We start from the raw sequence: 22830 nt of genomic DNA on the forward strand, positions 1-22830 counted from the left end.
CTCATGCGACTTGCCCAACTTGCGCATCGCCGCCGCCCCGCCTACGGGTCGCGGTGGCTGGCGCTCGGGCTGAGCGCGATGCTTGCCGCCTGCGCGCTCGGACCGGACTGGCGCACCCCCGACGCTACGCATGTCGCGCAATACACCACGGGCACACAACCGTCGACGACGGCCGGGGCGGCGGGTGCGCAAAGCGCCGCGCAGACCTTCGTCGCCGGCGAGGACGTGCCGTCCGCCTGGTGGACCCGCTTCGGCTCGCCCGCACTGGACGCCCTCGTCGCCCAGGCGCTGACCGACAGTCCAACGCTACGTCAGGCCGAGGCGAAGCTGCGTCAGGCGCAGGAGGACTTTCGTGCGCAAGACGGCGCGCGCTCGCTGCCCTCGGCGAATCTGAAGCTCTCCGGCACGCGCGAACGGGTCGATCCGGCGTCGTTCGGCATTACGAGCTTGCCAAGTCCCGGGCCGTTCACCTTGTATAACGCCAGCGTCGACGTGTCCTACACGCTCGACGTGTTCGGCGCCAATCGCCGCGCGCTGGAAGGGCTCGCCGCTCAGATCGACTATCAACACTTCACGCTGGACGCGGCCAGGCTCTCGCTCGCGGGCAACGTGGTGACGGCCGCCCTGCGCCAGGCCAGTGCCCGGGCACAGCTCTCGGCGCTCGAAGGTATCGTGGCGGCGCAACGAGCGCAGCTCGATATCACACGCTCACGCGAGCGCGCGGGGGGCGTATCGACGCTCGACGTCGAGAATCAGGCGACACTCGTCGCCCAGACCGAAGCCCAGCTGCCCGCGTTGCGCACGCAAATTGCGCAATACGATCACCAGTTGGCGCGCTTGACCGGTCAGCCGCCTGGCGCGTTCGCGTCGCCCGTCATCGAGCTCGACACCCTGCATTTACCGCAGACGGTTCCCGTCTCGCTACCGTCGACGCTGGCCCGGCGCCGACCGGATATCCGCGCCGCCGAGGCGTTGCTGCACAAGGCGAGTGCCGATGTCGGCGTCGCCACCGCGAACCTCTACCCCCAGTTCACGCTTTCCGGCAGCTTCGGCACGCAGCGCATGCGACTGGCCGATCTGGGCGATGGCATCAATATCTGGAACCTCGGGATGAACCTGCTGCAACCGCTCTTTCGCGGCGGCGCATTGCAGGCGCAACGGCGTTCGGCCATCGCGGCATACGACGCCGCACTGGCGTCGTATCAGGACACCGTGCTGCTCGGCCTCGTGCAGGTCGCCGATGCCCTGCGCGCGCTGGCCTCCGATGCCGACACCCTGGCCGCACGTGCCGACGCGGCCCGGCGAGCGGAAACCGCGCTCCGGATCGCAAGCGAGCGATATCGGGTGGGCGGCATCAGTCATCTCGCCTGGCTCGACGTGCAGCGTCAGGCGCTCGACGCCACACGCGCGCGACTCGACGCGCAAGGGGCTCGCCTGACGGACACGGCCGCATTGTGGCAAGCGTTGGGCGGAGCGATGGTCGAGCCGTCCAATGTTCAGGCGACGCCCTAGCCGCGCGACTGCGCCTCGTCCGCAAGACACTTCATCAGCGTGGCGACCGGGGGGCGGCCAAGCGCTGGCTGACGCACCAACACCCCCAACTCGCGCGTGAGCGGCGCGCCGCTGAGTGGGAGAACCTGCACGCCCGTTGCACCGCCCTTGGCAAGCTTCGCCCCCACGTTGCCGCCAACCGGCAAACCGATGAGCGTCGCGGGCACGATCGACCATCCCAGTCGCGCCCGCACCATGCGCAAGATGACTTCGGGCTCGTCCAGCTCCACGCCCTCGCGCACCCAGAGCCGGTGACGTCGCAGATAACGCTCGACGAGGTCGCCGCCATACGAGCGCCGGTTGTAACGCACGAACGGCAGGGATTGCGCCCAGTCGGCCACCGTTCCGCCCGTGCCTTTGGGCGCGATCGCCACGTACGGCTCATGCATGAGGGTGAGCCATTTCATATCGGCCGGCACGCCGATACGCGGGCGGATCATCACCGCCAGATCGAGTTCCTTGGCATCGAGTTGCGCGAGCAGCTGCACGGACATGCCCGGCACGATGTTCAGATGCGGCATCGCGCCGAGCGCGGTCCAACGCGCCATCGCGCCGGGCAGGAGGCCCAGTTGCACCGTGAGGATCGCGCCGACGTGGATCGGCGCGAGCGCCGCCTGCCCCCCGTATACGCCCGCCTCGCCGCGCATCGCCTGATAGCCGGCAATCACTCCCTGCGCCTGGGCGAGCAATCGACGGCCATCGTCGGACAAGGTCACGGCGCGGGCGGTGCGCTCGAAGAGTCGCACACCGAGATCGTCTTCAAGTCGCTGAATCTGCGCACTCACGGCCGACTGGGTCAATCCGAGTCGCGCCCCCGCCGCCGAGAACGAAGCGGTTTCGGCTGCCGTGACGAAGGTTTTCAGATAGCGGATCATGGATCGAAAATTTTCTGCCTGAGCGTTCGAATTATTCGTTTTGGATTGCTTTTATCGATGGATAGAATTTACCGCAAATCGGTGACGCCGTTCACGCCACCGATGACCCAGGACAGCATTTCCGATAGCGCTCGCCGGATTCGGTGCTCGCTTCTCACCAAATGGCATTGGAGTTTCCTATGGCAACACCGCTCTTTCATCTCGCGTTCCCTGTCGACAACCTCGATGCGGCCCGCCGCTTCTACGGCGACGTGATGGGCTGTGCCGAAGGCCGCAGTTCGGATCACTGGATCGACTTCGACTTCTTCGGTCATCAACTGGTGGCCCATCTCGCGCCGGAAGACGCCGGCAAGCGAATCACGAACCCGGTCGACGGCGATGAGGTTCCCGTCCCGCATTTCGGCGTTATCCTTGACATGCCGGCATGGCACGCGCTGGCCGATCGCCTGCGTGCCGCGGGCACCCGCTTCGTGATCGAGCCGCATATTCGCTTCGCCGGGCAGGTGGGCGAGCAAGCGACGCTCTTCTTCTATGACCCGGCCGGCAACGCGCTGGAGTTCAAAGCGTTCGCGGATATGTCGCAGGTCTTTGCCAAGTAATACTGTTGCGCTGTCGTTCGCGCGGTCAGGCGCGACGGCATGCAAGGCGCCGCCTCGTGTCGGCGCCTGTGTTTTTCCGTCATTGTTTCGTATCAGCCGAGAGTCTTCTCATGAGCCAATTCGTTATTTCGGCGCCGCCCCAGGCGTCGGTCGCCGTGGCGGGCAGCGATGCCCGTTTCCCCGTGCGTCGCGTGTTCTGCGTCGGCCGCAACTATGCTGCGCACGCGCGCGAGATGGGCAGCAATCCGGATCGCGAGCCGCCGTTCTTTTTCATGAAGCCGGCCGACGCTGTCGTGGCCGCCAACGGCACGCTGCCCTACCCGCCGCTCACGAGCGAACTGCACCACGAGATTGAACTGGTGGTCGCCATCGGTGCCGATGGCGAAAACATTGATGCGGATCATGCGCTCTCGGTGGTGTGGGGATATGGCGTTGGCGTCGATCTGACCCGTCGCGACCTGCAACAGCAAGCCAAGGACACGCGCCGTCCGTGGGACTGGGGCAAGGCGTTCGATGCGTCGGCCCCATGCGGCCCGCTGCACGCCGTGGCCGAGGTCGGCCATCCGAAGGAAGGCCGCGTGTGGCTTGACGTGAACGGCGAGAACCGCCAGACCGGTGATCTCAACGAACTGATCTGGTCGGTCCCCGATCTGATTGCCGAGATCTCGCGCAGCGTGAAGCTCGCCGCGGGCGACCTGATCTTTACCGGCACCCCCGCCGGCGTCGGGCCGCTCGAACCCGGCGACAAGGTCAGCGCCGGCGTGGCCGGTGTGGGTGAGATCGCCTTCGCCATCGGCCAGAAGCCTGCCGCCTGACGCGCGTCGTTCGATCGCTTCGAACGCCGCACCGGTGCGTCGGCCGGGACACCTCGACCGGGATATCCACAGCAACTGTTGATAACCCTATGCATAAGTGTCCCGCCGACGGCGCAAACGACCGCTGGCATTAGGTGTCAAGTCCATTGCCTAATTTGCCGTCACCCGCGACACATTCAGCATGCCCTCCCCGCTTTGCCGTTCATTCCTGAAACGTTTTTCATCGAACGACGAGATACGCTTCGCGTCGAGCGTTCAAGTTCCCTTTTGATTCAAGGCGTTGTTATCACTGGCACGCTTCTCGCATCATGAACGATGCAAGCCGTCCGCCCTCGGGGAAGCCTCATCGCCAGGGCCAACTGCCTCGGGAATCACGCCATGCACGCCACATGGCCCCGGCACGCCCGATGCCTATCCCTCGCCGGGAGCGCCCCGAGCGCGGACGGATTGCACCGATGATCGATTCGGTTCAGACGATGGGAAATCGTCAGGGAGGGGATCATGCAAATGCGCCGCACGGGGCCTTGCGCCCTAAGTCCCTGCGTCAGATCGCTCGCGCCCGCGAGTCCTGCCAAATCGGCCCGCCGTCATCCGCGCGAGCGGTGTGCGAGCTGGCGTCATCGGCGACACGACGCCGCCGTCGATCGGCGCCACGTCGCGCCCGGTCGGGCATTGCGCTGAGGCTCACCCTCGTCAGGGAGCCTCGCCGTCTTCCGCCCAGCACTTCGCCGCGCGCACCGCGCGTTGCCAGCCGCTGACGGCACGACTGATGTCTTGCGCGGACAGCTTGCGGGAAAAACGTTGCTGCAATTCCCATTGGTGCGCCAACGTGTCGATGTCCGGCCAAAAGCCGACGGCCAGCCCCGCCAGATAGGCGGCGCCGGCCGCCGTCGTCTCGATGACCTTGGGGCGCACCACGTCCGCGCCCAACAGATCCGCTTGCCATTGCATCAGCAGATCGTTGGCCGCGGCGCCGCCGTCGACACGCAGCTCCGACACATGCAGCCCCGCGTCGGCCTCCATCGCGCGCAAGACATCGAGCGTCTGGAATCCGATACTGTCGAGCGCGGCACGGGCCACGTGCGCCGCCGTCGTGCCACGCGTTGCGCCGAACAGCGTGCCACGCGCGCGCGGTTGCCAGTGCGGCGCGCCCAGTCCGGCGAACGCGGGCACCAGCACGACACCATCGGCGTCGGGCACGCTGGTCGCGAGCGCCTCGACATCGCGCGAATGGCGAATGATGCCCAGCCCGTCGCGCAACCACTGCACGACCGCGCCACCGATGAAGATGCTGCCCTCGAGGGCATAGTCGACGCGGTCTCCGATCTTCCAGGCCACCGTCGTGAGCAGATTATGGCGCGACGCGTGCGGCTTGTCGCCGGTGTTCATCACCATGAAGCACCCCGTGCCGTAGGTGTTCTTCACCATGCCAGGCGAGAGGCACATTTGCCCGAAGAGCGCCGCCTGCTGATCGCCCGCGATGCCTGCAATCGGCACCGGCACGGAGAACAGCGACGTGGCCGTGTGTCCGTATACCTCACTCGATGAGCGAACCTCCGGCAACAGGCTGCGCGGCACATCGAGCAGCGCGAGCAGTTCGTCGTCCCAGTCGAGCGTGTGGATGTTGAACAGGAGCGTGCGCGACGCGTTCGACACGTCGGTCACATGCAACTTGCCACCGGTCAGTTGCCACACGAGCCAGCTATCGACGGTGCCGAAGGCCAGGTGCCCGGCGTTGGCGGCGTCGCGCGCACCGGCCACGTTGTCGAGAATCCAGCGGATCTTGCTGCCCGAGAAATAGGCGTCGAGCCGAAGCCCGGTGCGGCTTGCAACGAGATCGTCGTGCCCTTGCATACGCAGCGCATCGCAGAAATCCGCCGTGCGGCGGTCCTGCCAGACGATGGCGTTGTACACCGGCTCGCCCGTACGACGATCCCATACGAGGGTCGTCTCACGCTGGTTCGTAATGCCGATGGCCGCGATGTCGCGCCCCCCGACACCGGCGTGCGTCAGCGCTTCCGCCGCGACCCCGGCCTGCGTCGCCCAGATGTCGCGCGGGTCGTGCTCGACCCAGCCCGGATGCGGATAAATCTGACGGAATTCCTTCTGCGCGGTCGCCACGACATGGCCATCGCGATGGAACAGCAACGCTCGCGAGCTGGTCGTGCCCTGATCGAACGCGAGGATGTACGCGCCTCCTGACATTGCCGACGTCTCCTGTTTATTCAGCGGAACTCAGGCCGCCATTTCCGCCTGCTGGGCAAACCACTGTTGCACGCTGGCTTCGCCATCCTTGCCGAGATGCAGACCGAGTTTGGTCCGGCGCCACAGCACGTCTTGCGCCGTGCGCGCCCATTCGTATTGCGCAAGATAGCGCAGCTCGGCCTCGTAGAGATCGCCGCAGATGCGCCGCCCCAGTCCGTCGAGCGAATTCGCCTCGCCAAGCAGCACATGCGTGCGCGTGCCGTAGGTGCGCGCGTATCGATGCGCGAGCGCCGGCGGCAGCCACGACGTCTGCGCACGCAGCGATGTTTCGAACGCACCGGCATCCGGCTCGGCCATATCGCCGCCCGGCAGCGGCGCGCCCGCCGTCCAATCGCCGTGCGCGAAACCCAGCGGGCCGCGCAAATGCAACATCGCTTCTTCCGCGAGTCGACGGTAGGTCGTGATCTTGCCGCCGAACACCGACAACAGCGGGGCGCGCGTGCCGGGCGCGTCCAGTTCCAGCTTGTAATCGCGCGTGACCGCCGACGGGTTGGAGACTTCCTCCTCCATCAGCGGACGCACGCCCGCGTAAGTCCAGACGACATCCGCAGGCGCGATCTGTCGGGTGAAATACTGGCTGGCGGACTGGCAGAGATAGGCGATCTCATCGTCGTTGATCGCGACGTTCGCCGGATCGCCGTGATATTCGATGTCGGTCGTGCCGATCAGGGTGAAGTCGCGCTCGTAGGGGATCGCGAAGATGATGCGCTTGTCGGGATTCTGGAAGATGTAGGCGTGATCGTGATCGAACAGCTTGCGTGTCACGATGTGGCTGCCCTTGACCATGCGCACGCGATGCGTGGCCTGCTGGTGCAACACGTCGCCAAGCAAATGACCGACCCACGGCCCGGCCGCGTTGACGATGGCGCGCGCACGCACGGTCTGGTGCGCACCTTCGGACGTCTCGAGTTGGGCCGTCCACAGGCGCTCGCCACGCTCGGCGCCCGTGAGCCGCGTGCGCGTGAGAATCGTCGCGCCGCGCTCGGCCGCGTCCTGCGCATTGAGCACGACCAGACGCGCGTCCTGCACCCAGCCGTCCGAGTAGACGAAGCCGCGCGTCAAATCGCGACGCAGCGGAGCGCCCGCCGGATGCTGGCGCAAATCGATACCGCGCGAGCCGGGCAGGATTTCACGCCGGGCGAGGTGATCGTAGAGAAACAACCCCGCGCGAATCATCCACGCCGGTCGCAGATTCGGCATGTGTGGCATCACGAAGCGCAGCGGCCACATGATGTGCGGCGCGGCGCGCAGCAGCACCTCGCGCTCCTGCAACGCCTTGCGCACCAGGCCGAATTCGTAATACTCAAGATAGCGCAGCCCCCCGTGAATCAGCTTGGTACTCGCGGATGACGTGTGGGACGCCAGATCGTCCTGCTCGACGAGCAACACGCGCAGGCCGCGACCGGCCGCGTCGCGCGCAATGCCCGTTCCGTTGATCCCGCCGCCCACGACCAGCAGGTCGTAGGGAGGCCGTGTGTTGTCCGATGGCGATTGAGCGGGTGTCTGCACGTCGTCACTCCGGGGGTTGAGCGTCAAATCAGGAAAAGTTCGAAAATGTTCGCTTTATATTCGTTTACGAACATCAATGTTCGAATTCTAACAGATTGGCGTACTGGAGCTTCGAATTCGCGCATTCTACGGTCCCGATGCGCGAATACGCGCCTGACGGGGGTTGATGCCCCCTCGTCAGTCCGCGACGTGTACCAGAGTACCGGCCTCGGCGATCACGTCGGCCATGCCAGCGGGCACCGGGCGATCGGTAAACAGGGCATCAACCTGTGACAGGTGCCCCAGGCGAACGAGCGCCGGGCGCCCGAACTTGCTGTGATCGGCGGCCAGAAAGACGGTACGAGAGTGCGCGATGATCGCCTCGGCCACGCGCACTTCGCGGTAGTCGAAGTCGCGCAGCGTGCCGTCGGCATCGATGGCAGAGATACCGACGATGCCGAAATCGACCTTGAACTGACGGATGAAATCGAGCGTCGCTTCGCCCGTCACGCCCTGGTCGCGTGCGCGCACCACGCCGCCGGCAATGATGACTTCGGCGTCCGCATAGCCGCTCATCATGGCAGCGACGTGCAGATTGTTGGTAATGACGCGCAACCCACGATGACGCGACAGTGCACGGGCCACGGCTTCCGTCGTGGTGCCCAGGTTGATGAAGAGCGAGGCGTGATCGGGAATTTGTTCGGCAAGACGTACGGCGATGCGTCGCTTCTCGTCGGCCAACTGGGTCTGACGGGCATCGTAGGCGTCGTTCTCGGCCCCGCCCGGCAGCCCGACGCCGCCGTGGTAGCGACGCACCCACTTGCGTTCGGCCAGGAAATTGATGTCCCGCCGGATCGTCTGCGGCGTTACCTCGAAGCGTGCGGCGAGTTCATCGACCGTGAGAAAGCCATCGCGACGAACGGCGTCGAAAAGCGCCTGTTGGCGCGGATTCAGCGACGCCTGCTCGGCATCGCCGGCATTCGTTTGCGCCTCGGAGACGTCGATCGGTTCAGTATGAGACATCGGCACGCACGCAGTAAAAGCCTTCGCGCGGCCCGGCCGGCCACGCGTTCGCCGTCATGATACCCCGACGGGGTATGACGTTATCGTGACCGCCGCATGAGCGCCTGCCTCGTCGCCTGGCGCGACGCCGTCAGAGGCAGCGGCGCACGGCATCGGCGAGCGATTGGGAGGCCGTCGAACCGAGATACAACGTGCCTTCGCTACCCGGCTTGTGCGGCGCCAGGTCAAGCACGGCGAGCACGCCGTCGTTGCTGGAGGAGAGTTCAAGTGTCTGGCCCGCGCCTGCCTTCGAGCGTTGCACCCGTGCATGCGGCAGTTGCCGCTTCCACAGATGCGCCGTGCAGGTACTCACGCGGGCGGTGGTCTTCTTCGACGATCCTTGCCAGACAGCACCATTGCCACGGGCATCCGCAACGGTGTCGCGATAGGCGGGGAACGTCTCGACTTTTACATTTTCCGGTGCAACGTCGGCCACGCTGCCCACCGGCGGATCGTCGTGCGCGACGACCGGCGTCGTCTGCGCACACCCAGCCAGCAACACGGCGAGCCCGATACTCGCTGCGGCCGATGCGGCCATCGCGCGCGCCGCCCTGCGCCGCGACACGCGCGACGTGCCCGAATTCCTGTCTTTGCCCCGGTTCATGCCCCCGCTCCACGCTCGCAAATGGCTGTCGCACACGCATTGTCGTTCTTCTGCCGCAACAAGCCAGGCATCGGCGCCGGCTTGCACGGGCCGCGCGGCCTTTCGGGCGACGCACGGTCAGTTGGCGCTCATCTTACCCGCGTTATTCATAGCATGGCAATTCGCGCAATGCGCGCTGGCCCGAATCGCGTATATTGCTGGTTTCTGTCACACTGCGTCGCATCGTCTCGCGCCCCACCCTGCTGCGAGCCGACGTGCCATCCCGTCTACCGGGCCCAGGATCAACCGTCCGGCCGGTAAGTCATAAGCGATAACAACTCGCGGGCATGACACGCACGTGAATCCTGCCAACCCGTATACCTTTTTGCGACTGTCCCGATTTCCATGTCCAGCAATGCGCAAGCCCCAATCATCGTCATCGCCCCCGATTCGTTCAAAGGTTCGCTGAGTGCCCCGGAAGTGGCGCGCGCCATCGCATCCGGCATTGCGCGGGTACTGCCGCAGGCCGACCTGCGCTTGCGTCCGATGGCAGATGGCGGCGAAGGCACGCTCGACGCCCTGCTCTCCGCAGGCGGACGCCGTGTACCACTCTCGGTGCGTGGCGCCGGCCAGGCATCGGTCATGGCCGAGTATGGCCTCATGCCCGACGGCACCGGTGTGCTGGAAAGCGCCAACGTGGTGAGCATTACCGACCCGGTCGGAATGCAGACGCCGGTGGCCGAGCGCTCGACGGTCGGCCTGGGAGAACTGCTGCGCGCACTGCTCGATACCGGCGCACGCCGCGTGCTCATCGGCCTGGGCGGCAGCAGCACCAACGACGGTGGCGCGGGCCTTCTCGTCGGCCTCGGTGCGCGCTTGCTCGACGCGTCGGGCGAAGCGGTGCCGCCTGTGCCCGCCGCGCTGCATCGCGTGGCGTCAATCGATCTGAACGGACTCGACGCCCGCCTGAAGGACTGCGAACTGATCGCCATGTCCGACGTGAACAATCCGCTCAACGGCCCGCAAGGCGCCACGGCGATTTTCGGGCCGCAGAAGGGCGTGAGCGACGCGCAGGTTGAGCCGCTCGACCGTGCCATCGCGCATTTCGCGGGCCATGCGCATCGCGCGTTCAACGCCAATGAAGCCGCCAGCCGCGCAGGCGCAGGGGCGGCGGGCGGCCTGGGCTTTGCGCTGCACCTGCTGGGTGCGAAGTTTCGCTCTGGTGCGGAAGTCGTGGCCGAGCGCGTCGGGCTGCCGCAAGCGGTGGAAGGGGCCGACTGGCTCATCACCGGTGAAGGCCGCAGCGACGGTCAGACGCTCTCCGGCAAGACCCCGATGATTGCCGCGCAGGTGGCGATCAGGGCCGGGGCGACGGCCTCGCTGCTCTCGGGCGCCATCGACCGTAGCGCGCTCGACAGCCTGTCGCGCGTGTTCTCGGGATGCTTCTCGCTGACGTTCGGCCCGACCACGCTGGAGAAGGCGATTGCCGATGCGGCCGGCCTGCTGGCCGACAGCGCGGAACAAATGACGCGCCTGCGTTACACGCACAAGGGCTGAATCCGAGTCGCCGCGACGGCCCGACAGTCATCGGGCCGCTCGCGCGCTCGTCAATCAAACATCCGCCACCCCGAGCGCCGCCGCAGCACAACACAGCGCGTGCGACGCACGCCTCCCGGCGCTCACACCATCAGATCCACGAATTGATGCACCGGCATCGCCTCGAGTCGTTGCTGATCGAGCGCGACGTCGAGAATGCGGGCCTGCGCGCGCGCCGCGAAGCGCCGCGTCAGATTCGTCTTGAATTTCTCTACGAGCAGGGGAATGCCCTCGGCTCGGCGACGCTTGTGGCCAATGGGGTATTCGACCAGCACTTCGTCGAGCGCCGTCCCGTCGCTCAGGGTGACGGTCAGCCCGTTGGCAATCGATCGCTTGTCGGGATCGTGATAATCCCGCGTGAATTGCGGATCTTCCTCGCAGACGATCTTCGCACGCAGCGCATCGATGCGAGGGTCGGTGGCAACTGCCTCCTCGTAGTCGCCCGCGGTCAGTCGCCCAAACAGCAACGGCACCGCCACCATGTACTGGATGCAGTGATCGCGATCCGCCGGATTGGCGAGCGGCCCCTGCTTGTCGATGATGCGAATCGCCGCCGCATGCGTGCGAATCTTCACCGACCGGATGTCCTGCGCGCTGCGTCCCATCGCCTGCAACTGAGCGTGCAGCGTCATCGCCGCCTCTGCCGCCGTTTGCGCGTGGAATTCCGCCGGGAATGAAATCTTGAACAGCACGTTCTCCATCACGTACTCGCCATACGGCCGCTGGAACGCGAACGGCTGGCCTTTGAACAAAACGTCGTAGAAGCCCCACGTCTTGGCGGTCAGTACCGACGGGTAGCCCATCTCGCCCGAACGTGCCATGAGGGCCAGTCGCACCGCGCGGCTGGTGGCGTCGCCCGCCGCCCATGACTTGCGGCTGCCCGTGTTCGGCGCGTGACGATAGGTGCGCAGGCTCTGCCCGTCGACGAACGCGAGCGAGAGCGCGTTGATCAGCTCATCGCGCGAAAGCCCGAGCATTTCCCCAACGACCGCCGTCGACGCGACTTTCACCAGCACCACATGATCGAGTCCGACCTGATTGAACGAATTCTCCAGCGCCAGACAGCCCTGGATCTCGTGCGCCTTGATCATTGCGGCGAGCACATGGCGCATCGTCAGCGGCGGCTGCCCCTGCGCCACCGCCGTGCGTGAGAGCCAGTCGGCCGTCATGAGAATGCCGCCGAGATTGTCGGACGGATGCCCCCATTCGGCCGCCAGCCACGTGTCGTTGAAGTCGAGCCAGCGAATCATCGCGCCCAGGCTGAACGCCGCCTGCACCGGGTCGAGCTGATACGGCGTGCCGGGAACCTTTGCCCCGTTCGGCACGAACGTACCCGGCACAATGGGGCCGAGCAGCTTGGTACACGCGGGATAGGACAGCGCCTCGAAGCCGCACCCGAGGGTGTCGATCAGACAGTGGCGAGCGGTTTCAAAGGCGAGATCGCTGCGGATCTCATAGGTGAGAACATAGTCGACAATATCGGTCAGCACCTTGTCGGGCGCGGGACGCACATTCGAGATGCCTGCGGACATGGACGGCCTCCTGTGACGTTGACGAAAGCCGCCATCCTGTCAAGACGAAGCGGCTTGCCGAGACCTCCCATGATAAGCGGCCGGAGAGCGCAACGCTCGCCGGCCGCCGGAATCGCCTCACCGCCCCACGCCCATCGTGGGGCGAAGGTTACCCCCTCAGAACGCGTCGCCCGGAATGCGCACCCATCCTTCCATCAATACCCGGGCGCTGCGGCTCATGAGGGCCTTGGTGACCGTCCACTCGCCGCCTTCCTGCGTCGCTTGCGCGCCCACGCGCAACGTGCCCGACGGATGCCCGAAGCGCACGGCGTCGCGCACACCGCCGCCGGCCGCGAGATTGACGAGCGTGCCCGGTATCGCCGCCGCCGCACCGATGCAAACGGCTGCCGTGCCCATCATCGCGTGATGCAGCTTGCCCATCGACAGCGCGCGCACCAGCAGATCGACATCGGCCGCGTTCACCTGCTTGCCGCTCGAGGCCGTATAACCCGCCGGCTTCGCCACGAACGCGACCTTCGGCGTGTGCTGACGCGTCGCGGCTTCGGACACGTCCTTGATCAGCCCCATGCGGATCGCACCGTGCGCTCGAATCGTCTCGAACATCGCCAGCGCCTTCGCGTCGCTGTTGATGGCGTCCTGCAACTCCGTGCCCCGGTAGCCAATGTCCTCGGCATTGAGGAAGATGGTGGGAATGCCGGCGTTGATCATCGTCGCCTTGAATGTGCCCACACCGGGGACTTCGAGGTCATCGACGAGGTTGCCGGTCGGGAACATGGCTCCCCCCTCACCGTCGTCCTCGGCGGCCGGATCGAGGAATTCGAGCTGGACTTCGGCGGCCGGGAACGTCACGCCGTCGAGTTCGAAATCCCCCGTCTCCTGCACCGCACCGTCCGTCATCGGCACGTGCGCAATGATCGTCTTGCCGACGTTGGCCTGCCAGATACGCACGACGGCCACGCCATCGCGCGGCACCCGCGCCGGATCCACCAAGCCGCCGCTGATCGCGAACGGGCCGACGGCCGCCGACAGATTGCCGCAGTTGCCGCTCCAGTCGACGAACGTCTGATCGATCGACACCTGCCCGAACAGATAGTCCACATCGTGCTCCGGTCGCTCGCTCTTCGCGAGGATGACCGTCTTGCTCGTGCTCGACGTCGCCCCGCCCATGCCGTCGATCTGCTTGCCGTAGGGGTCCGGGCTGCCGATCACGCGCATGAGCAGCGCATCGCGCGCTGTGCCCGGCACCTGTGCGGCGATGGGCAGGTCTTGCAGGCGGAAGAACACGCCCTTGCTGGTGCCGCCACGCATGTAGGTGGCGGGTATTCGAATTTGTGGCTGATGCGCCATCACGTCTCTCCTCGGGCAGGTCAGGCAGCCGCCTGTGACGATTCCAGAAAGTCTTGCGCGAAGCGCTGCAGCACCCCGCCCGCCTCGTAGATCGACACTTCCTCGGCCGTATCGAGACGGCAGGTCACCGGCACTTCCACGCGCTCGCCATTGCGACGATGGATGACCAGCGTGAGATCGGCGCGCGGCGTGCGCTCACCGGTCACGTCGAAGGTTTCGCTGCCGTCGATGCCGAGCGTCTTGCGGTTCGTGCCCGGCTTGAATTCGAGCGGCAAGACGCCCATGCCGACCAGATTGGTGCGGTGAATGCGCTCGAAACCCTCGGCAACGATGGCTTCAGTGCCCGCCAGCCGCACCCCCTTGGCCGCCCAGTCGCGCGACGAACCCTGGCCGTAATCGGCCCCGGCAATGACGATGAGCGGCTGCTTGCGCGCCATGTACGTCTCGATCGCTTCCCACATGCGGGTGATCTTGCCTTCCGGCTCGATACGCGCGAGCGACCCCGCCTTGACCTGCCCGTCGACCACGACCATCTCGTTCTTGAGCGTCGGGTTGGCGAACGTGGCGCGCTGCGCCGTCAGGTGGTCGCCGCGGTGCGTGGCGTAGGAATTGAAATCCTCTTCCGGCAGGCCCATCTTCGCGAGGTATTCACCGGCCGCGCTGTCGGCCATGATCGCGTTCGACGGCGAGAGGTGGTCGGTCGTGATGTTGTCGCCCAGCACCGCCAGCGCGCGCATGCCGCGCAACGTACGCTCACCCGCGAGCGCCCCTTCCCAATACGGCGGACGACGGATATAGGTGCTCATCTCGCGCCAGTCGTACAGCGGATCGGCCGTCTCGCCCGCGTGGACCGACGCGGCAAACATCGGCTCATAGACGCGACGGAATTGCTCTGGCTTGACGCTGCGCTCGATGATCGCGTCGATCTCTTCGTCGCTCGGCCAAAGGTCGGCCAAGCGCACCGGCTTGCCGTTGGCATCGACCCCGAGCACATCCTTCTCGATGTCGAAACGGATCGTCCCGGCGATGGCATAGGCCACCACCAGCGGCGGCGACGCGAGAAACGCCTGCTTCGCGTACGGATGAATGCGACCGTCGAAGTTACGGTTGCCCGAGAGCACAGCCGTGGCATAGAGGTCGCGCTCGATGATCTCCTGCTGGATGACCGGGTCGAGCGCGCCCGACATGCCGTTGCATGACGTACACGCATAGGCCACCACACCGAAGCCGAGGGCCTCCAGTTCCGGCAGCAACCCGGCGGCCTCCAGATACAGCGTGACGGCCTTCGACCCCGGGGCGAGCGAGCTCTTCACCCACGGCTTGCGCGTGAGGCCCGCGCGATTGGCGTTGCGCGCGAACAATCCCGCCGCAATCATGTTGCGCGGGTTGTTGGTATTCGTGCAGCTCGTGATCGCCGCGATGATGACCGCGCCGTCGGGCATCCGGCCCGGTTCGTTTTCGACCTTGCCGCTGATGCCGCGCGCGGCCAACTCACTCGTCGGCACACGCTTGTGCGGATTCGATGGGCCAGCGATGTTGCGCACCACGCTCGACAGATCGAACGTAAGCACGCGCTCGTATTGCGCGTGCGTCAGCGTGTCGGCCCAGAGGCCGGTCTGCTTCGCATAGGTCTCGACCAGCGCGACCTGGGCGTCCTCGCGACCGGTGAGCTTCAGATACTTGATCGTTTGCGCGTCGATGTAGAACATCGCCGCCGTGGCGCCGAACTCGGGCGCCATGTTCGAGATCGTGGCGCGGTCGCCCAGCGTGAGGTTTGCCGCCCCGTCGCCATAGAACTCCAGGTAGGCGGACACCACTTTCTCCTTGCGCAGGAATTCGGTGAGCGCCAACACGATATCCGTCGCCGTGATCCCCGGCTGCGGCTTGCCCGTCAGTGCCACGCCGACGATATCCGGCAGACGCATCCACGACGCGCGCCCGAGCATCACACTCTCGGCTTCCAGACCGCCCACACCGACGGCGATCACGCCCAGCGCATCGACCATCGGCGTATGCGAGTCGGTGCCCACGAGCGTGTCCGGATAAGCCACGCCGTCCGAGACCTGGATCACAGGGCTCATGCGCTCAAGATTGATCTGGTGCAGGATGCCATTGCCCGGCGGAATCACGTCGACGTTGCGAAACGCCTGCTTCGTCCAGTTGATGAAGTCGAAACGATCTTCATTGCGACGATCTTCGATGGCGCGGTTCTTGGCGAACGCGTTGGGATCGAAGCCGCCGCACTCGACGGCGAGCGAGTGATCGACGACGAGTTGCGTCGGCACGACCGGATTGACGAGCGCGGGATCGCCGCCTTGCGCCGCGATGGCGTCGCGCAGCCCGGCGAGATCGACCAGCGCGGTCTGGCCGAGAATGTCGTGACACACCACGCGAGCAGGAAACCAGGGGAAATCGAGATCGCGGCGTCGCTCGATCAGTTGCTTGAGGGCGTCGGTCAGTGCCGCCGGATCGCAGCGGCGCACGAGGTTCTCGGCCAGCACGCGCGACGTGTAGGGCAGCGTGTCGTAGGCGCCCGGCGCAATGGCCTCGACAGCGGCGCGGGCGTCGAAGTAATCGAGCGACGTCCCGGGCAGGGATTTACGGTATTCGGAATTCATCATGTGAGGAAAGTATCGGCCCGGTGGATGGCAGCGTAACCCGTAAGCAGACGATGCGCCTGCGTGCCGGACGCCTGCGCGGGACAGCGGCGAAGCGACCGCCGCCCCGGGGCCTTCCGGGCAAGGAAGGCCCGACGCAGGCAGACTCAGCGCTTGTCGATCGGCACGAACTGCTGATCTTCCGGACCGGTGTAATTGGCGCTCGGACGAATGATCTTGTTGTCGATGCGCTGCTCGATGACGTGGGCGCTCCAGCCCGACGTGCGCGCAATCACGAACAGCGGCGTGAACATCGCGGTGGGCACGCCCATCATGTGGTAGCTCACAGCGCTGAACCAGTCCAGGTTCGGGAACATCTTCTTGACGTCCCACATCACCGATTCCAGACGCTCGGCAATGTCGTACATCTTCGTATTCTGCTGATCCTTCGACAATTCGTGCGCGACTTCCTTGATGACCTTGTTGCGCGGATCGCTCACGGTGTAGACCGGGTGACCGAAGCCGATGATCACTTCCTTGTTCTCGACGCGGCGGCGGATATCGGCCTCGGCGTCGTCGGGCGAGTCATAGCGCTTCTGGATCTCGAACGCCACTTCGTTCGCGCCGCCGTGCTTCGGGCCGCGCAAGGCGCCAATGGCGCCGGTGATGGCGGAGTGCATGTCCGAGCCCGTGCCCGCGATCACGCGCGCGGTGAACGTGGACGCGTTGAATTCATGCTCCGCGTAAAGGATCAGCGACGTGTGCATGGCGCGCACCCACAAGTCCGACGGCTTTTCGCCGTGCAGCAGGTGCAGGAAGTGGCCGCCGATACTGTCGTCGTCGGTCTCCACATCGATGCGCACGCCGTTGTGGCTGAAGTGGTACCAGTACAGCAGCATCGAGCCGAAGCTGGCCATCAGACGGTCGGCGATGTCGCGCGCGCCCGGCACATTGTGATCGTCCTTCTCCGGCAACACGGTGCCCAGCACCGAGACGCCCGTGCGCATCACGTCCATCGGGTGGGCGGCGGCCGGTACGGTCTCGAGCGCGTCCTTGACGGCGGCCGGCAGGCCGCGCAGCGCCTTGAGCTTGGCCTTGTAGCCGCGCAGCTCCGCCACGCTCGGCAGCTTGCCATAGACGAGCAGGTACGCGATTTCCTCGAACTCCGAGGTCTGGGCCAGATCCAGAATATCGTAGCCGCGGTAATGCAGATCGTTGCCCGAACGGCCCACCGTACACAGCGCGGTGTTGCCCGCAGTCACCCCCGACAGGGCGACGGATTTCTTTGGCTTGAAGCCGGTGGCAGTCGTCTCGCTCATGCTCATTCCTCCAGGATCAGGGATTCAGTTATTTCTGTTGGGCGAACAGCGCGTCGAGCTTCTGTTCGTAAGCGTGGTAGCCGATGCTCTCATAGAGTTCGGCGCGGGTTTGCATCGTGTCGAGCACGGCCTTTTGCGTGCCGTCGCGGCGAATCGTCTGATAGACGTTCTGCGCCGCCTTGTTCATGGCGCGGAAGGCCGAGAGCGGGTACAGCACAAGACCGACCTGCGCACTCTTGAGTTCTTCCACAGTGAACAGCGGTGTCGCGCCGAACTCCGTGATGTTCGCGAGCACCGGCACTTTCACGGCATCGGCGAACTGGCGGTACATCGGCAACTCGGTCATCGCTTCCGGGAAGATCATGTCGGCGCCGGCTTCGACGCAGGCGCATGCGCGATCGATGGCCCCCTGCAGACCTTCCACGGCCAGTGCATCGGTGCGCGCCATGATGACGAAGTTCTCGTCGGTGCGGGCGTCGACCGCCGCCTTGATGCGATCGACCATCTCCTGCTGGCTCACAATGGCCTTGCCGGGACGATGGCCGCAACGCTTCGCGCCGACCTGATCCTCGATATGCATGGCGCCCGCGCCAAACTTGATGAGCGACTGCACCGTGCGCGCGATGTTGAACGCCGACGGCCCGAAGCCGGTATCGACGTCGACGAGCAACGGCAGATCGCATACGTCGGTGATGCGGCGCACGTCGGTGAGCACGTCGTCGAGCGTGGAGATGCCCAGATCGGGCAGGCCGAGCGACCCCGCCGCGACACCGCCGCCGGAGAGATAGATCGCCTTGAAACCAGCCGCCTTGGCCAGCAAGGCGTGATTCGCGTTAATGGCGCCGACAACCTGCAAGGGTTGCTCGGTCTTGACGGCCTCGCGAAAAGCGGCGCCGGCCGAACGATGGGTTTGCGTCACGTGAGTGCCTCGATCGTGTCGTGTGCGGCCGGCGGTGGAAGCTGCCAAATCGCACATGGGTTGAGTGATGGCAAGGTAGTTAGCAATGACCGTGCCAGCCCGCTATCCGGATGCGCGCCAACTGCACCGTCGCATCGCTAAGACATTCATTTCGCAGCGGAAATTCTTCTCGGGTGTGACGCGCGCGTCAAGTCGAATGCGTCGCTTCGCGCCGGGCATTCGTCGCACCATGTTTCATATTGAAACATAAGATGAAACGTATAGTTGCATTATGCTACGATTCGAGTCAGTCTCCTGCGGTGGCCCGCGTCCGCGCGCCGCGCACCCGCCTGCACCTATCGATGAGTCCGGTCATGCCAAATTTCTCCCCCGCGATACCCCCTCGCCTGTCGACGGCGGCTCCGAGCGCCGCGCGCGCGGGGTTTGCGCAACCGGTCACCGCCGTTCGAAAACCCGTGATCTGGGCCGTGGGCATCAGCAAGCTCGGCGAGTTGTACCGCGACATCGTGCCGGACTACGCCGCGCAAGCCGAGGTGCAGATCATCGACAAAGGCTATGAAGCCGTCATCGAAGCCTTGGAGCGCCTGCCCGCGGGCAGTGTTGACGGCATTGTCGCCGCTGGCTCGAACGGTGCCTTCCTGCGCGAGCGCCTTGCCCTGCCCGTGGTGCTCGTGAAAGTGACGGGCTTCGACGTGATGCATGCGCTGGCACGGGCGCGCCGCGCGCGGCCTGCGCCCTCGCCCGCGTCGCGTATCGCGCTGGTGTCGTATGCCCGACCCGCGCCAGAATTTGAGCGCTTCAAGAGCGCGTTCCACCTCGACATCTCGCAACACGCCTATTTCGACCGCCACGATGCGGAAGACCTTGTGCACCGGCTGCGCGACGAAGGCATCGAGGTCATTGTCGGCCCCGGGCTGGTGACTGAACTGGCCGAGCGAGCCGGACTCGCGGGCGTCTTTCTCTATTCGCAGGATTCGGTGCGCGCCGCGTTCGACACGGCACTCGAAGTCGCGCGCTTCGGACGCATCGAAGCGCAACGCCGCGAGCGGCTCGATACCGTGCTGCGACACTTGCACGAAGGGGTCGCTGCCGTCGATCTGAACGGGCGCATCGAAGCGATCAACGCCCCGATGGCGGGCATGCTCGGCGTGAGCGTTGCCGATGCGGTCGGCCGTCCGCTCGATGCCATCGCCCCGGCGCTCGACATCGCGCGCACGCTGGAGAGCGCGAGCGCCGAACTCGAGGCCATTGTCTCGATGGCCGGCAAAACGTGGGTCATCAATCGCATTCCCTTGCTCGACCAGGGCACGCTCACGGGCGCGCTGCTGACGTGCCAGGACTCGCAGTCGTTTGCGCGCGTGGATCGCTCGCTACGCTCGCGCCATCGCCCACGCCATCTCGTGGCGCGCTATCGCCTCGACGATCTGATCGGCGATTCCGACGCGATGTCGCAGGTGCGTGCATTGGCACGCCGCTACGCCCAGACCGACTCGACCGTACTCGTCCACGGCGAGAGCGGCACCGGCAAGGAGCTGCTCGCACAAGGCATTCACAATGCCAGTCGACGGCGCGACTATCCGTTCGTCGCCATCAACTGCGCGGCGTTTCCGGAAACGCTGCTCGAGAGCGAACTGTTCGGCTATGAAGACGGCGCCTTCTCGGGCGCGCGGCGCGGCGGCAAGGCGGGGTTGTTCGAGACGGCGCACAACGGCACCATTTTTCTCGACGAAATCGGTGAAATGCCGATGCCGCTGCAAACGCGTCTGTTGCGGGTGCTGCAGGAGCGCGAGGTGCTGCGACTTGGCGCGACCGAGCCCGTGCCCTGCGACGTGCGCGTGATTGCGGCCACTCACCGCGACCTTCGCCAGCGGGTGGCTGCAGGGGGGTTCCGCGAAGACTTGTACTACCGGCTCAACATCCTGCGCATGGTGCTGCCGGCACTGCGCGAACGCATGGAGGACTTGCCGCGCCTCACCCCCCTCTTTCTCGAACGCGCACTCGCCCGCGCGGGGGCGCGCATGAGCGTCGAAGCGCTGCAGGCGTCGCTCATGCCGCTGCTCGCGACCTATCGCTGGCCGGGCAATGTCCGCGAACTGGAAAACCTGCTGGAACGCATTGCCGTCGTATGCGCGGATGTCGTCGACGCGCACGAGATCAGCCGTGCAAGGTTGGTCGAGATTGCCCCGGAGTTGGGCGCGATGACCGATGAACTGGGCACACCGATGCCGCCCGATGTCATCAACACGACCAACGGACGCGAATTTGGCGCGCACGACACCCATCGCGCCCGCGTCCCCGGCGTCGAAACATCACACTCAGCGTCAGCGCCGCTGACAGGTCGTGCCCGTCGCGCAGCCGAAGACCTTGCCCGCATTCACGCCACGTTGGCGGCGTGCGGTGGCGACCGCGGCGCCGCTTGCGAGGCACTCGGCATCAGCCGCTCCACGCTCTGGCGCAAACTGCGCGACACTGTCGACGGCTGAGGCTTGCGCTTCAGGTACGGCCCGCTCGTCAGTGCTGGTGACGGATGCGGTCCCACATCTCGTGCCAATCCAGGCGCCTGTGCTGGGACGGCTCGTCGTGATGCGTTACCCAGAAATGGTCGAAGAACATGCCGATGGCGAAGCCGACAAGCAGCGCCACAAGCATCATCGAAACGTTGAGCAAGGACATGGCGACCTCCCGTCGGTCCGAATCTCACTTTCCATTCTAGTCAAACGATGTCATGCCTGCGTAGCCATATGTCCGTCGCGACGACATAAAAAAACCGGGGTCGAAACCCCGGTCCATGACCTACGACGAACGACGCGCGCGATGCGCATCGCACGGAACGCCGACGATTACCACGTGGGAATCAGCGCGCCCTTGAACTGCGTCTCGATGAATGCCTTCACTTCGTCGGAGTGATAGGCGTCGACCAGTTGCTTGACCCACGGCTTGTTCAGGTCTTGTGCGCGCACGGCAATCAGGTTGGCGTAGGGCCCCTTCAGATCTTCGATGGCGATCGCGTCGCGCTTCGGCACGAGACCGGCTTGTGCCGCGAAGTTGGTGTTGATCGAGGCGGCATCCAGATCCGGCAGCGCACGCGGTAGTTGCGCCGCTTCCAGTTCCACGATCTTCAGCTTCCTCGGGTTCTCGGCGATGTCCAGCGGGGTCGCGTTCTTGCCATTGACGCCAGCACCGGCACGCAGCTTGATCAGGCCTTCCTTCTGCAGCAGGAGCAACGCACGGTTGCCGTTGGACGGGTCGTTCTGAATACCGACCTTGGCGCCATTCGGCAGATCCTTCAGCGACTTGTACTTCTTCGAGTAGTAGCCCAGCGGTGAGACGTACGTGAGACCGGCGCTCACGATCTTGTAGCCGCGATCCTTGACCTGACTGTCGAGGAACGGCTTGTGCTGGAAGCCGTTGGCGTCCAGGTCGCCGGCGTCGAGCGCGGCGTTCGGCTGTGCGTAGTCACTGAACTCGATGATCTTGATCTCGAGGCCGCGCTGATGGGCGACCTTCTTGACGACTTCGAAGATCTGCGCATCCGAGCCGGCCATGGTGCCGACCTTCAGGGGTTTGGCGGCCGTCTGGGCCGTGGCACCGAGAGAGGCCAGCGCAAACGTGGCGCCGAGGAACGCGTGAATCAGTTGACGGGACAGCATGTGCGATTTCTCCTATTGCTCATTTGGCGCCTGTTGAGCGCCCGTTCGATGGGGCGGACTTGATGGGTCCACAACGGTCGCACAAGGGACGGCAACGCCCTTGCACGGCCCAGACCCAGGATGCTGCCATAGATACGGGTTTACGCGAAATACACAATCGGCATTTCGATATCCTCCGCGCGTCGATTCATCGGTCGCATAAAAAAACGCCCCTTCGGTCATCCGAAGGGGCGTGTCGCCGGGAGAACTGCCTGATCACGGGCCGGGGGGGTGGCACGGCTGACGGCGAGGCCGTCAGCCGGTCGCATCAGGAACCGACGATAAACCTGCAAAGCGCGTTGGCAGGCATCGGCAAATGCCGCAGGCAAGCGCCCGCCCGCGTTGTGCCGAACGCGGACGGCCCACGCGGGACTGACTCAGGGGCACGTCTCCTCACCATTCAAGCCGTTCATCGAACATCCACCGCCACCGCCAAAACCGCTGGGGCCGCCGAACGCGGCAAGCCCGTTTCCGCCGGCCGCGCCACCGATGCCACGACCGCCCGGTCCGGAAGCCCCCACGCCTCCGCCGCTGCTGGCGCCGGCACTGCCGCCGGGGGCGTTGCCACCGCCACCGCCGCCACCGCCACCGCC

Annotated in this window: 18 protein-coding genes; 5 read left to right on the forward strand and 13 right to left on the reverse strand. The window is 65.5% G+C overall.

All coding sequences use genetic code 11. The features are described from left to right. The first annotated feature begins 3 nt into the window (after positions 1–3). A complete protein-coding gene (locus tag BGP02_RS04510) occupies positions 4–1512 on the forward strand; it encodes an efflux transporter outer membrane subunit (protein WP_261938335.1) in 1509 nt (502 codons plus the stop codon). On the opposite strand, the gene BGP02_RS04515 is transcribed toward BGP02_RS04510, so the two are convergent. Then, positions 1509–2426 carry a LysR family transcriptional regulator gene (locus BGP02_RS04515; RefSeq protein WP_286797957.1) on the reverse strand — a complete coding sequence of 306 codons (918 nt, stop codon included), beginning with the start codon at positions 2424–2426 and terminating at the stop codon, positions 1509–1511. The two genes, BGP02_RS04510 and BGP02_RS04515, sit on opposite strands and share 4 nt — an antisense overlap. A gap of 179 nt (positions 2427–2605) precedes the next feature. Here BGP02_RS04515 and BGP02_RS04520 point away from each other — a divergent pair, with 179 nt between their 5' ends. Both BGP02_RS04520 and BGP02_RS04525 read left to right on the forward strand, forming a co-directional pair. After that, positions 2606–3025: a VOC family protein gene (locus BGP02_RS04520; protein ID WP_017233391.1), complete on the forward strand. Its 420-nt coding sequence runs from the start codon at positions 2606–2608 to the stop codon at positions 3023–3025. A 110-nt stretch (positions 3026–3135) separates the two neighbouring features. Then, positions 3136–3840, forward strand: a complete 705-nt coding sequence (locus BGP02_RS04525; protein WP_286797959.1) for a fumarylacetoacetate hydrolase family protein — start codon at positions 3136–3138, stop codon at positions 3838–3840. Between the two features lie 693 nt (positions 3841–4533). Here BGP02_RS04525 and glpK read toward each other — a convergent pair. The 4 genes from glpK to BGP02_RS04545 all read right to left on the reverse strand — a co-directional run bounded on the left by glpK (position 4534) and on the right by BGP02_RS04545 (position 9259). Continuing rightward, the gene (gene glpK / locus BGP02_RS04530) at positions 4534–6045 is read right to left on the reverse strand and encodes a glycerol kinase GlpK (RefSeq protein WP_286797961.1); all 1512 of its coding nucleotides are present in this window, start codon (positions 6043–6045) and stop codon (positions 4534–4536) included. Between the two features lie 30 nt (positions 6046–6075). Next, on the reverse strand, positions 6076–7614 hold the full coding sequence (gene glpD, locus BGP02_RS04535) for a glycerol-3-phosphate dehydrogenase (RefSeq protein ID WP_017233388.1): 1539 nt from the start codon (positions 7612–7614) through the stop codon (positions 6076–6078). Positions 7615–7791: 177 nt separating this feature from the next. Beyond that, on the reverse strand, positions 7792–8616 hold the full coding sequence (locus BGP02_RS04540; RefSeq protein WP_017233387.1) for a DeoR/GlpR family DNA-binding transcription regulator: 825 nt from the start codon (positions 8614–8616) through the stop codon (positions 7792–7794). Between the two features lie 130 nt (positions 8617–8746). Then, positions 8747–9259, reverse strand: coding sequence for a hypothetical protein (locus BGP02_RS04545; RefSeq protein WP_017233386.1), 513 nt, complete (start codon positions 9257–9259; stop codon positions 8747–8749). Between the two features lie 384 nt (positions 9260–9643). Between BGP02_RS04545 and BGP02_RS04550 the strand changes: the two genes are divergently transcribed. After that, positions 9644–10795 carry a glycerate kinase gene (locus BGP02_RS04550; protein WP_017233385.1) on the forward strand — a complete coding sequence of 384 codons (1152 nt, stop codon included), beginning with the start codon at positions 9644–9646 and terminating at the stop codon, positions 10793–10795. 122 nt (positions 10796–10917) lie between these two features. Here BGP02_RS04550 and BGP02_RS04555 read toward each other — a convergent pair whose 3' ends face one another. The 5 genes from BGP02_RS04555 to prpB all read right to left on the reverse strand — a co-directional run bounded on the left by BGP02_RS04555 (position 10918) and on the right by prpB (position 18548). Next, entirely contained in the window at positions 10918–12366 is a 1449-nt protein-coding gene (locus BGP02_RS04555; protein WP_017233384.1) for a bifunctional 2-methylcitrate dehydratase/aconitate hydratase, read from the reverse strand. 156 nt (positions 12367–12522) lie between these two features. Continuing rightward, on the reverse strand, positions 12523–13713 hold the full coding sequence (gene prpF / locus BGP02_RS04560) for a 2-methylaconitate cis-trans isomerase PrpF (protein ID WP_286797967.1): 1191 nt from the start codon (positions 13711–13713) through the stop codon (positions 12523–12525). Positions 13714–13733: 20 nt separating this feature from the next. Next, positions 13734–16331, reverse strand: a complete 2598-nt coding sequence (gene acnD, locus BGP02_RS04565; protein WP_268567886.1) for a Fe/S-dependent 2-methylisocitrate dehydratase AcnD — start codon at positions 16329–16331, stop codon at positions 13734–13736. Between the two features lie 146 nt (positions 16332–16477). Next, the gene (gene prpC / locus BGP02_RS04570; protein WP_017233381.1) at positions 16478–17629 is read right to left on the reverse strand and encodes a bifunctional 2-methylcitrate synthase/citrate synthase; all 1152 of its coding nucleotides are present in this window, start codon (positions 17627–17629) and stop codon (positions 16478–16480) included. A gap of 28 nt (positions 17630–17657) precedes the next feature. Beyond that, positions 17658–18548: a methylisocitrate lyase gene (gene prpB, locus BGP02_RS04575; protein WP_017233380.1), complete on the reverse strand. Its 891-nt coding sequence runs from the start codon at positions 18546–18548 to the stop codon at positions 17658–17660. Positions 18549–18901: 353 nt separating this feature from the next. On the opposite strand from prpB, the gene prpR reads away from it, so the two are divergent. Further along, positions 18902–21031 (forward strand): propionate catabolism operon regulatory protein PrpR, encoded by a 2130-nt coding sequence (gene prpR / locus BGP02_RS04580; protein ID WP_286797971.1) that lies wholly within the window; start codon positions 18902–18904, stop codon positions 21029–21031. Between the two features lie 28 nt (positions 21032–21059). Here the strand turns inward: prpR and BGP02_RS04585 are convergent, their stop codons facing one another. The 3 genes from BGP02_RS04585 to BGP02_RS04595 form a co-directional block, all read right to left on the reverse strand. Beyond that, the gene (locus BGP02_RS04585) at positions 21060–21221 is read right to left on the reverse strand and encodes a hypothetical protein (RefSeq protein WP_286797973.1); all 162 of its coding nucleotides are present in this window, start codon (positions 21219–21221) and stop codon (positions 21060–21062) included. A 167-nt stretch (positions 21222–21388) separates the two neighbouring features. After that, entirely contained in the window at positions 21389–22198 is an 810-nt protein-coding gene (locus BGP02_RS04590) for a MetQ/NlpA family ABC transporter substrate-binding protein (protein WP_017233376.1), read from the reverse strand. Positions 22199–22614: 416 nt separating this feature from the next. Then, on the reverse strand, positions 22615–22830 hold a 216-nt coding region (locus BGP02_RS04595), incomplete at its 5' end, for a hypothetical protein (RefSeq protein WP_286797976.1).

Origin of the sequence: Pandoraea sp. 64-18 (assembly GCF_001899225.1) — a bacterium.
Classification (GTDB): Bacteria; Pseudomonadota; Gammaproteobacteria; order Burkholderiales; family Burkholderiaceae; genus Pandoraea; species Pandoraea cepalis.

What these genes read in the sequence shown, in the direction of transcription:
- BGP02_RS04510 (WP_261938335.1), top strand. Translation starts at nt 4, where the DNA reads ATGCGACTTGCCCAACTTGCGCATCGCCGCCGCCCCGCCTACGGGTCG.
- BGP02_RS04515 (WP_286797957.1), bottom strand. Translation starts at nt 2,426, where the DNA reads ATGATCCGCTATCTGAAAACCTTCGTCACGGCAGCCGAAACCGCTTCG.
- BGP02_RS04520 (WP_017233391.1), top strand. Translation starts at nt 2,606, where the DNA reads ATGGCAACACCGCTCTTTCATCTCGCGTTCCCTGTCGACAACCTCGAT.
- BGP02_RS04525 (WP_286797959.1), top strand. Translation starts at nt 3,136, where the DNA reads ATGAGCCAATTCGTTATTTCGGCGCCGCCCCAGGCGTCGGTCGCCGTG.
- glpK (WP_286797961.1), bottom strand. Translation starts at nt 6,045, where the DNA reads ATGTCAGGAGGCGCGTACATCCTCGCGTTCGATCAGGGCACGACCAGC.
- BGP02_RS04540 (WP_017233387.1), bottom strand. Translation starts at nt 8,616, where the DNA reads ATGTCTCATACTGAACCGATCGACGTCTCCGAGGCGCAAACGAATGCC.
- BGP02_RS04545 (WP_017233386.1), bottom strand. Translation starts at nt 9,259, where the DNA reads ATGAACCGGGGCAAAGACAGGAATTCGGGCACGTCGCGCGTGTCGCGG.
- BGP02_RS04550 (WP_017233385.1), top strand. Translation starts at nt 9,644, where the DNA reads ATGTCCAGCAATGCGCAAGCCCCAATCATCGTCATCGCCCCCGATTCG.
- BGP02_RS04555 (WP_017233384.1), bottom strand. Translation starts at nt 12,366, where the DNA reads ATGTCCGCAGGCATCTCGAATGTGCGTCCCGCGCCCGACAAGGTGCTG.
- prpF (WP_286797967.1), bottom strand. Translation starts at nt 13,713, where the DNA reads ATGGCGCATCAGCCACAAATTCGAATACCCGCCACCTACATGCGTGGC.
- acnD (WP_268567886.1), bottom strand. Translation starts at nt 16,331, where the DNA reads ATGAATTCCGAATACCGTAAATCCCTGCCCGGGACGTCGCTCGATTAC.
- prpC (WP_017233381.1), bottom strand. Translation starts at nt 17,629, where the DNA reads ATGAGCGAGACGACTGCCACCGGCTTCAAGCCAAAGAAATCCGTCGCC.
- prpR (WP_286797971.1), top strand. Translation starts at nt 18,902, where the DNA reads ATGCCAAATTTCTCCCCCGCGATACCCCCTCGCCTGTCGACGGCGGCT.
- BGP02_RS04585 (WP_286797973.1), bottom strand. Translation starts at nt 21,221, where the DNA reads ATGTCCTTGCTCAACGTTTCGATGATGCTTGTGGCGCTGCTTGTCGGC.
- BGP02_RS04590 (WP_017233376.1), bottom strand. Translation starts at nt 22,198, where the DNA reads ATGCTGTCCCGTCAACTGATTCACGCGTTCCTCGGCGCCACGTTTGCG.